This is a genomic window from Kribbella sp. NPDC051952, from assembly GCF_040680855.1.
In the GTDB taxonomy this organism is placed as follows: domain Bacteria; phylum Actinomycetota; class Actinomycetes; order Propionibacteriales; family Kribbellaceae; genus Kribbella.
In genome coordinates this window covers 53,582-65,701 of the sequence record NZ_JBFAXQ010000001.1, presented here as the reverse complement: position 1 = coordinate 65,701, position 12,120 = coordinate 53,582, and the positions used below count along the sequence as shown (strand labels likewise).

The following is a 12,120-nucleotide window of genomic DNA, read 5'->3' as shown; positions in this document are numbered from 1 at the left end:
GCGGCGCTTCTACCGCCTCCGGTCCACGATCTTCCGGGCCATCTGGCCGATCGACTGAGCTACACGGCCAACCACGTGGTGGCCAGCCCGACCAACCACAGTCCACTCCCGATCCAGCCGAGGGTGTGCAGGCCGCTGACCATGTGCTGGCTGACGGTCGCGCCGTACACCGCGACGCCCAAAGCGCCCACGGCCTGGCGGCAGGTGTTGTTCACCCCGCTGGCCAGGCCGGCGCGGTCCGGCGGGAGCGAGGCGACCGCGGCGTGTACGACGGCAGCGGTCAGGAACCCCATGCCGAGCCCCAGCCCGAGTTCCACCGGTACGACGGCCGCATAACCAGAGTCATCGCGTACGGCGAGCAGTCCGGCCGAACCGATCGCACCAAGGGCCAGCCCGATCGTCATCGGCAGCCGAGGCCCGTAGCGGGCGGTGATCCGGCCGGACACCGGTCCGAGAATCGCGAGTGGCAGGAACAGCGGGATGAGCTCCAGACCGGCCTGGAATGCCTTGTGGGCAAGGTGTTCCTGCAAGTAGAGCGTCAGCACGAGGACTGTGCCGAGGCCGACGAAGTTCATCAGTCCGGCGATCACATTGGCACCGATGAAGTCCGCACCGATCCGCAGTCGGGTCCTGGCCTGCTGATGCGTCTTCTGCGCATGAGGTACGAGTCGCCACGCGAGGGGTAGCCCGACGGCGATGATCGGCAGGTTGATGAGGAAGACAGCCCGCCAGCCCAACCCACTGACCAAAGCGCCACCCAGCAACGGGCCAGAGGGGAGTGCCAGGGCACCTGCGCCCGCCCAGATGCCCACCGCGCGTGCTCTGGACCCACTGTCGACGTACAGGTCGGTGATGACGGCCAGGGTGCCCGGGAGGAGCAGTGCGGCGCCGACGCCTTGTACGGCGCGTGCTGCGACGAGTAGTTCGATGTTCGTGGCCGCACCGCAGCCGAGTGACGCGAGACCGAAGACGGCGAGCCCTGTGAGGACTACACGCCGGTGACCGATCCGGTCGCCCAGCCAACCGCAGACGAGGAGCAGCCCGGCCAGAGTGATCATGTACCCGGCGACGACCCACTGTTGCCCGGCCAGGCTGGTGTCGAGTCCGGTCCGGATCGACGGCAGGGCCACGTTGACCACTGTCACGTCCAGCTGGACCAGGAAGATTCCGACGCAGAGCAGGGCGAGCAACATGCTTTCCACGCTTTCATCGGAAAACTTCGGGTTGTGTCGAAGTGTGGTGGTGTGAGCATGGAGTCATGGACGGAGATGCCGATGTAGCCCGTGCGGCGGCCTTGCTGGCCGAGCCTGCGCGGGCGAAGGTCCTGATCGCGCTGGCCGACGGGCGGGCGCTGCCGGCCTCACTGCTCGCGACTGAGGCTGGTGTGTCGCCGCAGACGGTCAGTGCGCACCTGCACAAGCTGCTGGACGGCGGACTGCTCGAGATGGAGCGGTCCGGCCGACACAGGTACTACAGACTCGCCGGACCTGAGGTAGCCGAAGCAGTCGAGGCCGTAGCCCGGATCGCGAGGCCGCAGCCGATCAAGTCCCTCCGCCAGAGCACCAAGGCCGCAGCCCTCCGCGAGGCCCGCACCTGCTACGACCACTTGGCCGGTCGCCTCGGCGTGACCCTGCTGGAAGGCCTGGTACGGCGGAACGCGTTGAAGCGCACGGATGGCGGCGCAGGAACAGAGCGCCGCCCGGACGACCCGCTGGCCCAGCAACTACCCGATGGCCCTTATGTCCTTGGCCCTTCAGCCACAGAGGTCTTCGGTGAGCTGGGAGTCGACCTGTCGAGTCAGGGGTCGCGCCGGAAGCTCCTGAGGTTCTGTGTGGACTGGAGCGAGCAACGACACCACCTGGCCGGCGGGCTCGGCGCCGCGGTCGCTCATTCCTTGCTGGAACGCGATTGGGTACGTCGCAGGCCGCGCCAACGAGCCGTGGACCTCACGGACGCTGGCCGAACCGGGATGTCCCACCTGCTGTGAGCGGGCTGTCCTCGCGGCGCACGCTGTCGGCGGCGCGGTCGAGGACGGCCAGCAGCGCTTCTTTGTCCTGCGGGAGGCCGGTGGAGCTCATCTCGACGGCACAGTTGCCGCTGTCGTCGGCGACCCAGCGCACCACGACGTACCGCAGGACGCCTTCCGGCGACTGCTCCTTGGGTGGCACGTAGGTGTAGGCCAGCGTGGCGGCGTTGCCCTCGACGTCCTGGGAGAGGATGTTCAGGCTCTGGTCGGCGGGGAGGCGGTTCAGTTCGCCGATCCGGACCTGCATCGACTCGGCCGGCGGACGCCTGATCGTGAAGCCGGCCTCGAGCCGGAGCCAGCGCTTGTGGGTCGGGTCGGTGAAGCGTCCGGTCGTCGGCGGATCGGGCTGGGTGAAGTCCCAGTTCCACGGCACGCGCACCGAGACCGCCGACTTCACCACGTTCTTCACGGTGAACGACCGGGTCTTGTACTTGAGGTCGTCCGCCTTCAGGGCCGGCGAGTCGTCGTACGTCACCTTGCGCGGCGGTGTCGGCGAGGGGGTCGCGGTCGGCGTCGGGCTCGAGGATCCGGGTCCCCCGAGCGGTGCCGCCGCCGTCCCCGTCGCGGCCGCCGACTGATCGGTCGTCGTCAAGAGACCGACGCCGTACCCACCGGCTCCGCCGATCGCGATCATCGCGACCAGCCCTGACGTCAGCAAAGCGCCCACAGTCCCCCGACGAGCCACGCCTGCCCCACCTCCCCAGTTTCCCTACGACAAGTTGACCTTCGGGCCCCCGGCAAGGTTGCGTCGCCCAGGTAACAATTTCGTCAAACACCCGACGTTATTCTCCCAGGCCGCCCCGGTCGGCGTCGCGCCGGTTTCAGCCCGTCGGGTGAACCGTCGTGGTGGCCTCGCGCAGAACCTCCGCGAGCCCGTCGGCGTCCTGGGGGAGGCCGGTGATGCTCATCTCCACCGCGGCACGTTCGTCGCCGGGCAGCGCGATCCAGCGGACGACCACGTAGCGGAGGGTCTGGATCGGGATGTAGGTGTAGATCAGCGTCGCGACTGTCCGGGGCCCGCCGTCCTCGCCCTCGATCTCCTCGGTGGTCCGGCTGAGGATCTTCAGGTCGTTCTCCGGCGGCTGGCTCTGACGCAGGCCGACGATCAACTTCTGCTGTGCGGCCGCGGGGGTCAGGGCCAGTGGTTCGACCGCCTCGACGCGGACGCCGCGTTCTTTCAGTCGATCGAGGTATTTGACCTCGCCGGGTTCCTTCGGGTTGCGGCTGATGGTCCAGCCTTCAGGGGTTTTGAGGGAGAGCTGGACCGATGGCTGGCCCTTCGGGGTGACGGTGAAGAGGTGGCGGACGTAGTCGAGGCCGGTTTCCAGGGGTGGGACGTTGCTGGCGATGGGGGTCTTGACCGGTAGGGACGGCTCGCTGGGGCTCGGCGTCGGTGGGTTGCCGAGGGGCGAGGCGTCGCCGGAGGCGCTGGGGAGCGGGCGGTCCAGGTAGTCGCCGGCGAAATAGCCGCCGCCAACGCCAAGAGCGACGGCCAGCACGAGCAGGCCGGTCAGGAGTACACGTTTCACCTGGGCACCGCTCCCTGCTTCGGACGCGGGGAGGCCGTGGTGGGACCGCCGGTCGGCAGCACGGGGTACGGCGTACTGGCCGGATCGAGAGTGGCGGTGACGGGCACGGCGCCATCTTCTCAGGCCAGGCGGGCACGAGCCCAAAAACCGGGACACGCCGGTCTTCGCGTCGAGTCCGACTGAATCCTTTCAAGAAGGTCTTGACACCCTCCCGGGCCGTCCGTAGCGTCCCGCGTGACAAAAGTAACACGATCTCGCGGTTACTTCACACTCTCTGGCGGTATCTCAGCGCTGGACGCTCAGGAGGAACCATGGCACTCGATCAATCCGTCAGCCGGCGGCGTCTCCTCCAACTCATGGGTGGCGCCGCCGCGGTCGGCACACTGGCGGCCTGCGGCGGCAACGGCGGGTCGTCGTCCGGCGGCACGCTCAAGGTGATCGGCGCCGGCAGCCAGGAGGCCGGCCTGCGCGAGGCGCTCGACGACTACAAGAAGGCGAACTCCGGCTTCGACTTCAACCTCTCGTTCTCACCCGCCGACCAGCTGCAGACCGCGCTCCGGGCACAACTCGCGGCCGGCAACGCACCCGACCTGCACGCGGTCTACCCGGGCAACGGCAGCGCGATGTCGATGGTCCAGCTGAGCAAGGCCAACCTGCTCGCCGACCTCAGCTCCCAGTCCTGGACGCAGAAGATCCCGACCGGCTTCAAGGGCGCCTTCCAGCAGGACAGCAAGACGTTCATCTTCTCGCCCGGCACCAGCGTGCTCGGCGCGATCTACAACAAGAAGGCGTTCGCGAGCGCCGGCGTCGAGATCCCGACGACCTGGTCGGAGCTGCTGTCGGTCTGCGACAAGCTGAAGAAGAAGGGCATCGTGCCGATCGCCCTCGGCGCACAGACGCCGTGGGTGACGCAGCTGATCGACTATGCGCTGGTCCCCGGCACGGTCTATGCGAAGACGCCCGACTTCGACGACAAGATGACCGCCGGCAGCGCGTCGTTCGCCGACTCCGGCTGGGCCGACGCGATGGACAAGTACCTGGAGCTGCAGAAGAAGGGCTTCTTCAACGACAACCCGAACGGTACGACGTACGAGCAGGCGACCTCGATGGTCGGCACCGGCAAGGCCGCGATGGCCGTCCAGGTGTCCGCCGTCCTGCAGGCGTTCCGGGCCGCGTCGCCGACGCCGGACGACCTGGGCATGTTCCCGTTCCCGGCGACGGATGTTGCCGCCGACAACTGGATCCCCGGCGGCGTGGTGGTCGGGATCGCGGTCAGCGCGAAGAGCAAGAAGGCCGAGCAGGCGAAGAAGTTCATCGAGTACTGCGGACAGCCGGAGAACGTCAATGCCTGGGCCGAAGCGGTCGCGTGCGTGCCGCTGTACTCCGAGGGTGACGCCAAGGTGGACCCGGTGCTGACGTCGTTCCTGCCGTATCTGAAGGACAACAAGGCCGTTCCGTTCATGGACCAGCGCTGGCCGAATGCCGAAGTACAGCCGACGCACTTCGCCGTCGTACAAGAGCTGCTCGGCGGCAAGACCACGGTCCAGGGTGCGTTGAAGAAGATGGACGAGGCCTACCGGAAGTCCGCATGACGGCAACCGCACAGGTCGTACGCCGCGACGCCGTCAAAGCCCCCCGGCGTCGCAGCGGGATCGTGCCGCCCTGGTGGTTCGCGGTGCCGGCGTTGCTCGTCTATGCGCTGGTGGTGCTGTATCCGGCGCTGTCCGGTGCGGGGTCGGCGTTCACCGACTGGTCCGGCGTCGGCGCCCAGCGTTCGTTCGTCGGCGTGGACAACTTCACGCAGTTGTTCCACGACGACCAGGCTCTCGGGGCGTTGCGCAACACGTTGTTCCTGACCATCGCGATCGTCGTCGTCCAGAACGGGATCGGGTTGCTGCTCGCGCTCGGCGTCCATACCGGGATCAAGAGCCGGATGGTGTTGCGGGTGATCTTCTTCGCGCCGGTCGTGGTCAGTCCGGTGATGGTGTCGTTCCTGTGGAAGTACGTCTACAACCCGGCTCCGGACGCGGGGCTCAACGCCGCGCTGAACGCGATCGGGCTCGGCTCGTTGCGACAGGACTGGCTCGGTAATCCGTCGCTGGCGATCTGGTCGGTCGCGTTCACGGTGATCTGGCAGTGCGCCGGGTACTCGATGGTGATCTTCCTGGCCGGTCTGGAAGGCGTCCCGCAGGAGCTGCTCGAGTCCGCGATGGTGGACGGCGCCGGGATCCTGGCGCGGTTCCGGCACATCACCTGGCCGTTGCTCGCACCGGCGGTGACGATCAACGTGATGCTGTCGACGGTGGGCGGGCTGACCTTGTTCACGCAGATCATCGCGATGACGAACGGCGGGCCGGGCTACGCGACGGACACCCTGTCGACGGTCCTGTACAAACAGGCCTTCGTCTTCGGGAAGTTCGGCTACAGCACGGCAGTCGCGCTCGTACTCGCGATCTTCGTCGCGGCGGTGTCGTTCATCCAGATCGGGTACCTGCGATCGAGGGAGACGACGGCATGAAGTACCGCCCGCGCACCTTCGCACTCGAGATCCTGATGATCGCGGTGGCGATCGCGTTCCTCTTCCCGGTGTACGCGCTGGTCACGTTGGCGTTCAAGGATCCGGGACAGATCGCGAACAAGCCGCTGTCGTTGCCTTCGCCTCCTTCTTTCGGGAGCTTCGGCGAGGCCTGGCAGTCGGCCGACCTCGGGTCCGCGCTGCTGAACAGCACGTTGATCACCGTGACCAGTGTGCTGGTGCTGATCGCGCTCGGCTCACTGGCGGCGTACTTCCTGGCCCGGACGGCGTCGCGGCTCAGCTACAGCCTCTACATCCTGTTCCTGGTCGGCATCATCCTGCCGTTCCAGCTCGGAATGATTCCGCTGTACCAGCTGGTCAACAACCTCGGTCTGCTCGGGACGTACCAGGGCATGATCCTCTTCTACACCGGGATCCAGCTGCCCTTCACGGTCTTCCTGTACACCGGCTTCATCCGCTCGTTGCCCGCCGACTACACCAACGCGGCCCTGATCGACGGAGCCTCGCATCTGCAGGCGTTCGCCCATGTGATCTTCCCGTTGTTGCGCCCGATCACCGGCACCGTGCTGATCCTCAACGCCGTTCACATCTGGAACGACTTCTTCACTCCACTGCTCTACCTCGGTGGATCCGGCCGCGAGACGGTCCCGGTCCGGGTCTTTGCCTTCGTCAACGAATACACGTCCAACTACGGCCTGGTGGCGGCCGGCCTGGTCCTCGCGGCCCTGCCGATCCTGGTCGTGTTCCTGATCCTCCAGCGGTACGTCATCCGTGGCTTCTCCAGTGGCCTGAAGGGATAACTGTGGCCCTCCCACCCCGCCTGGCGGCGGTCCTCGCCGATCCGCCCAGGGCATACTCACCCGCGCCGATCTGGTGGTGGAGCGGTGAACCACTCGACCCGGCGCGGTTGCGGTGGCAGTTGGAGCGGTTCGTCGAGGGTGGCGTATACCAACTCGTCGTACTGAATCTGGCGCCGGCCGGGACAGACCACGGGTGCGACGCGGACGATCCGGCGTTCTTCTCCGAGCGGTGGTGGGAGATCTTCCTCGGGGTCTGCGACGACGCGGCCGAGCTGGGCGTCTCGCTGTGGTTCTACGACCAGTTGGGGTTCTCGGGCGCGGACATCCAGGCACGGTTGGTGGCCAGACAGCCGGCGTACGCCGGTCGACGGCTCGACCGGCTGACCGTGACGGGGACCGGGCGGCTGGAGCTGAGGTGTCCTGCCGGCGGTCGTGCGATCTCGGCGTTGCTGGAGCCTACGGACGGCGGCGCTTCGTCCGTCACGGCCTGCGCCGACGACGGCGTGGAGTGCGAGGCACCGATGGAGTCGCGGCTGTCCTTGTTCTACGAGACGGACCACGGGTTCGACTACCTGAGCCCGACAGCCTGTACGGCGTTACTCGACCAGGTGCACGGGGAATTCGAGCGGCGGCTGGGGGACCGGCTCGGCCGCGTGGTCGTCGGGTCGTTCCAGGACGAACTACCGTCGGTCCCGAACTGGTCGGCCGACTTCCTCGACCGGTTCGGCACCCGCTACCGGTACGACCTCCGGGACCGGCTCGGCGCCCTGTGGGATTCCGCCGTACCCGATGCCGGTCAGGTTCGGCGGGACTATCACGCGCTGCGGGCCGCGTTGGCGGAGGAGGCGTTCTTCCAGCCGCTGCACGCGTGGCACGAGAAGCACGGGCTGGTCGTCGGGTGCGACCAGCAGGACCCGGCGCGGGCGGGGCGGCCGGTCGAAGGCGTCCAGCTGTACGCCGACTACGCGCGAACGCACCGGTGGTTCAGTGCCCCGGGCTCGGACCACCACGGGGATGCGCGGATCCACTCGTCCCTGGCCCATCTGTACGAGCGGCCGCGGACGTGGATCGAGGCGTTCCACTCGACCGGGTGGGGCGGGACGCTGGAGGAGACGTTCGACTGGCTGTTGCCGTGGTTGCGGACCGGGGCGACGCTCTACAACCCGCACGCGGTCTACTACACGACCCGGGCCGGGTGGTGGGAGTGGGCGCCGCCTTCGACGGACTGGCGACAGCCGTACTGGCGTCACCACAAGTCGTTCGCGGATGCCGTGACGCGGCTGTGCGCTGCCCTGTCGTTGGGGCGGCACGTGTGCGAGGTCGCCGTACTGTTCCCGAACGCGACGGCGCAGGCCGATCTCGGGCTGGACGGGCCTGGCCCGGACGGTGTGCGGGCGCAGGAGGTGTACCGGGAGCTGATCGGCGACGCCACCTGGTTCGCGCCCGAGCTCGGGGTGCTCGATCGGGCGCGGATCGACGCGGACGTGATCGATGACGACTCGCTGGCCGGTGCCGAGGTGGGCGACGGACCTCGGTTGTTCATTGCCGATGAGGCCTATTCGGCTGTGGTGCTGCCTGCGACGACCGTTCTCGAGAACGCTGTGGTGGAACGGCTGGCAGAGTTCGTTGCCGCCGGAGGTCTGGTAGTTGCTGTCGGCACCGTTCCCGATCGTCTGGATCGCGGCGACGTCGTGCTGGTGGCCGAGGCCGCCGACGTGCCGGCCGCGCTGAGCCGGGTGCAGCGCCGGGTCGAGGCGGACGTGCCGGTCCTCACCCGCGAGGTCGACGGCGCCCTGGTCGTGTTCGTGCCGGCCGCCGAGTGGGGTGCCACCCGGATCGCCGGCGGACCGGTAGGACGCGGGATCAGCCACGAGTGGGCGAGCGTGGGCTACGACTTCGATCCCGACCGCTACCACCGCGAGGTGACGCTCCGGGTCGATGCCGCGCCAGGCCCGCCACTTCTGGTGGATCCCTTCGGTGGTACACCGAAACCCCTTGTCTATAAGCTGGATAGCGGGTTCATGTCGGTCGTCGTGCCTTTTGAGGCTGGTCCGGCCGCGCTGGTCGTGTTTGCCGAGGGCAACGCTGAGGCCGTGGCCGAGGAGCCGGGTGAGTGGAGCCGGACGTCGCTGGATGGCGACTGGGATGTCGCGCTGATTCCCACGCTGGACAACACCTGGGGTGACTTCGCCTGGCCGGCATCGTCCCCGTCGGATGAGGTTGTCGTCGAACGGTGGGCGCTCCAGCATCGAGTCGAGGGATCAGCCGATTGGCTGCCGGCGCAGGCCACCTTCGGTCCGCATGGTCTGATCGAGGGTCAGCCGGTGGAGTACTCCGAGCGGCTGGGAATCCACAAGGACCACATCCACCACCACGCCCTCGGACCGAAGGGCCATGTCCCGGAGGACTTCCTGGACTTCGGTATGGTTGCCGCAGGCAACACGGTCTCCTTTACTGCCACCTTCACGCTGGCAGTGGACCTGGTGTCGACCGTGGTGGTCGGAGCTCCCGCGGCCAAGGAGCTGCTGATCGACGGTCAGCCACTGCCGATCTCCGACGCGGGCGGCAACTTCGGCTCGGTCCAGACTGACCTTCGAGCCGGCATACATCAGCTCGAACTCCGGCTGACCCCTTCGGAAGACATCCCGCTGCGCGCCAACGTCGCCTTCGTCCGCGATCCGGCAGCCTACCGCCGGCCCGAATGGATCGTAGCCGCAGAGCCACCAGCCCCCGGAACCGCGATCCGCTTCAGCACTACCGTCGTACCGACCGAGGAGACCGAGCTGACGCTCACCGCTTGGGGCGCCGCCCGCTTGCTGGTCAACGGCACGGAAGTCGGCCGTCAAGGCGGCTTCATGCCGTACGAGCGCACGACTCCGCGAGTACGCCGGTACGACGCAGCCGCGGCGCTGCGACCGGGGATCGAGAACACCGTGACGATCGAGGTCACCAGGCCAACTCCGATCCTGGTCGACGGGCTGGTGTTCTCCGACCACGACTGGCAGGCGTCCGTCGATAGCGCGGCCCTCCCGACCGTACGACGCCGGCCACAGCACCGCGCGCCGGCCGATCTGTACCTCACCCGCCGCCCACATCCACTCCCCGCAGCCGCCTGGCTCGACGCCACGCCCACCACGACCGAGCCGCAGGTTTCCACGGTCGAGGCTGTCACTTTCGCCGTACCTCGGACGTCGCCGGACCGGATCGAACACCTGCGCTTCGACCTGCCACCCGGCACGACCACGGTCGAACTCGACGTCGCGGGCGAGGCCGTTCTGGCGATCGACGGGACTCAGGTGGCCAGCGGATCAGGTCGGCTGACCGCCGCGGTGAGCGCCGGTGGTCAGGTCTGCGTACTGACGGTCCTGACCACGCCCGGTCACGAAGCTGGGGCCGCCCTCAACGGCCCGATCCGGGCGACGGTCGGTCGAGGGAGGATGCCGTTGGGCAACTGGGAAGACCACGGCCTGTCCGAGTTCAGCGGCGGTGTTCGTTACGTGCGCGAGGTCGATCTCCCCACCGCCGAAGCCCTCCACCTGGACCTCGGCCGGGTGCGAGGAACCGCCGAAGTCTTCGTGGACGGGGTGAGCGCAGGCGACCGCTTCTGTTCGCCGTACACCTTCGATCTGACCTCGTTCACCCCAGGGCGCCACACCCTCGCGATCGAGGTGTTCAACACCGCAGCGCCGTACCTGAACGCCGTCAGCCCGACGCATTTCGTCTTCCCCGGCCAAACCACCTCAGGTTTGCTCGGCCCGGTAGCGCTGGTCAGTACACCTCGATCCGGTCGAGGCTGATGACGGTATTGCTGGAGGCGGCGTTCTTGTCGCCGGTGACGCGGACCTTCAAGGTGTGCGGGCCGGCGGGCAGGACCGGGGTGATGTACATCAGCTGCTCGCCGACGCGGATCGAGCTGTAGTAGTCGATGCGTTGCTCGGCGCCGCCGTCGACGGAGATGGCGGCGATACCGTTGCCGACATCGGCGACGCTGAGGAGGGCGGCCCGGGTGCCGGTGAAGCTGATGGTTGCCGTGGCGTTCACCGCGTTGCTCCAGTGGTCGTTGCCCCAGAAGCACTGATTGCCGCAGCCCGAGCCGGAGCTCCAGGCACCGGCGTACGCAACCGTCGCGTCGGTGTCGTTGATCCAGTAGTTGGAGGAACCCGGATCGCCGGAGGGCAGGGTCTGGGTGGCGCCGGCTGCCAACGGGCGGCCCAGGTTGGGCGTGCCGTCGGCGTTCCAGGTGATCTTCTGTACGCGCGTCGTCCGGTACGAGTACGTGTAGGTGCTGGTGTTCTTGCCGTGGTACGCGATCCAGTCCTCGCTACCGTCCGGCGACTTGAAGAACGAGTGGTGGCCAGGTCCCCAGACGCCGGTCTCGTCGTTGCGCGAGAAGATCGGGCCGGGATGCTGGACCCAGTTCGACGCGACCATCGGGTCGGCGCCGTTCGCGATGCTCTTCATCCACAGTTGGTAGTCCGGCTTGCCGGTGTCACACGTCGAGTAGGTGAGGAACGTACGCGCGGCGCCGTACAGCGGAGTCGGCCCTTCCCGCACTTCGGTGCAGCCGCCGTCGGCCGGAATCGCGACCCGGTCGCCGGTGGCCGTCCAGGGGTTGCTCATCCGGACGATGTACAGCTGCGCCGGTCCACCCTGACCACGGCCCGGTCCGGTCCAGACGAAGTACTGCTGCCCGTTGACGGTGATCGGCTCGCCGTCGATCGCATACTCGCCGAAGTCGGCGATCTTCGCCTTGAAGGTGTACGGGCCGAGCGGGTCGTCGCCGGCCGACTCGAGCACGTACATCCGGTGGTTGGCATCAACGCCGTCAGAGGCGGTGTAGTAGATGTACCAACGGCTCCCGACATGGCGGAACGCCGGCGCCCACATCTGCGTGTTCCGGCTCGTGTCCGAGTCCCGCCACACCACCTGCTCAGGCTGCACCAGCAGCGTCGCGAGACTCGTCGAGGACCAGATCCCGATCCGGTCGCCACGAGTGGTCGCAACGTAGTACTTCCCGTTGTAGAACATCAGCGAAGGATCCGCCGACGGATTCACCGGATTCCGGAAGTTCTGTGAAGCCACCACATGCTCCTGTGGTTCGACGGCAGGTGCCGGACCGGCCAGTACGCCGGTCAGCAGGACGGCGAGCATCGTGCAGAGAGCAGCGCGAAGAAACCTCATGGCACACCTCTCGAACCGTGGGGCGTCGGTCCAAGCCCTCACCCCGGG

General features: G+C 67.6%; 9 protein-coding genes. 5 read left to right on the top strand and 4 right to left on the bottom strand.

The genetic code is table 11. From position 1 onward, the window contains the following. Positions 1–59: 59 nt before the first annotated feature. Positions 60–1,193: an MFS transporter gene (locus tag AB0L70_RS00285; RefSeq protein WP_363679929.1), complete on the bottom strand. Its 1,134-nt coding sequence runs from the start codon at positions 1,191–1,193 to the stop codon at positions 60–62. A 65-nt stretch (positions 1,194–1,258) separates the two neighbouring features. On the opposite strand from AB0L70_RS00285, the gene AB0L70_RS00280 reads away from it, so the two are divergent. Beyond that, positions 1,259–1,987, top strand: coding sequence for a winged helix-turn-helix domain-containing protein (locus AB0L70_RS00280; RefSeq protein WP_363678287.1), 729 nt, complete (start codon positions 1,259–1,261; stop codon positions 1,985–1,987). Here AB0L70_RS00280 and AB0L70_RS00275 read toward each other — a convergent pair. Continuing rightward, on the bottom strand, positions 1,947–2,711 hold the full coding sequence (locus AB0L70_RS00275) for a hypothetical protein (protein WP_363678286.1): 765 nt from the start codon (positions 2,709–2,711) through the stop codon (positions 1,947–1,949). The two genes, AB0L70_RS00280 and AB0L70_RS00275, sit on opposite strands and share 41 nt — an antisense overlap. Positions 2,712–2,847: 136 nt before the next feature. Beyond that, positions 2,848–3,555 carry a hypothetical protein gene (locus AB0L70_RS00270; RefSeq protein ID WP_363678285.1) on the bottom strand — a complete coding sequence of 236 codons (708 nt, stop codon included), beginning with the start codon at positions 3,553–3,555 and terminating at the stop codon, positions 2,848–2,850. 311 nt (positions 3,556–3,866) lie between these two features. Between AB0L70_RS00270 and AB0L70_RS00265 the strand changes: the two genes are divergently transcribed. The 4 genes from AB0L70_RS00265 to AB0L70_RS00250 are packed head-to-tail and all read left to right on the top strand — an operon-like array spanning position 3,867 to position 10,688. Continuing rightward, positions 3,867–5,147, top strand: coding sequence for an extracellular solute-binding protein (locus AB0L70_RS00265; RefSeq protein ID WP_363678284.1), 1,281 nt, complete (start codon positions 3,867–3,869; stop codon positions 5,145–5,147). Continuing rightward, on the top strand, positions 5,144–6,073 hold the full coding sequence (locus AB0L70_RS00260) for a sugar ABC transporter permease (RefSeq protein WP_363678283.1): 930 nt from the start codon (positions 5,144–5,146) through the stop codon (positions 6,071–6,073). Before AB0L70_RS00265 ends, AB0L70_RS00260 begins: the two co-directional genes overlap by 4 nt. After that, positions 6,070–6,891 (top strand): carbohydrate ABC transporter permease, encoded by an 822-nt coding sequence (locus tag AB0L70_RS00255; protein WP_363678282.1) that lies wholly within the window; start codon positions 6,070–6,072, stop codon positions 6,889–6,891. The genes AB0L70_RS00260 and AB0L70_RS00255 overlap by 4 nt, the downstream gene beginning before the upstream one ends. A 2-nt stretch (positions 6,892–6,893) precedes the next feature. Further along, complete coding sequence (locus AB0L70_RS00250) at positions 6,894–10,688, top strand: hypothetical protein (protein ID WP_363678281.1); 3,795 nt, start codon at positions 6,894–6,896, stop codon at positions 10,686–10,688. Here the strand turns inward: AB0L70_RS00250 and AB0L70_RS00245 are convergent. Beyond that, on the bottom strand, positions 10,660–12,072 hold the full coding sequence (locus tag AB0L70_RS00245) for a glycoside hydrolase family 43 protein (RefSeq protein ID WP_363678280.1): 1,413 nt from the start codon (positions 12,070–12,072) through the stop codon (positions 10,660–10,662). The two genes, AB0L70_RS00250 and AB0L70_RS00245, sit on opposite strands and share 29 nt — an antisense overlap. Between the last annotated feature and the right edge of the window lie 48 nt (positions 12,073–12,120).

Coding starts and splice junctions, on each gene's coding strand:
- AB0L70_RS00255 (WP_363678282.1), top strand. CDS start 6,070: ATGAAGTACCGCCCGCGCACCTTCGCACTCGAGATCCTGATGATCGCG.
- AB0L70_RS00285 (WP_363679929.1), bottom strand. CDS start 1,193: ATGTTGCTCGCCCTGCTCTGCGTCGGAATCTTCCTGGTCCAGCTGGAC.
- AB0L70_RS00265 (WP_363678284.1), top strand. CDS start 3,867: ATGGCACTCGATCAATCCGTCAGCCGGCGGCGTCTCCTCCAACTCATG.
- AB0L70_RS00260 (WP_363678283.1), top strand. CDS start 5,144: ATGACGGCAACCGCACAGGTCGTACGCCGCGACGCCGTCAAAGCCCCC.
- AB0L70_RS00280 (WP_363678287.1), top strand. CDS start 1,259: ATGGACGGAGATGCCGATGTAGCCCGTGCGGCGGCCTTGCTGGCCGAG.
- AB0L70_RS00245 (WP_363678280.1), bottom strand. CDS start 12,072: ATGAGGTTTCTTCGCGCTGCTCTCTGCACGATGCTCGCCGTCCTGCTG.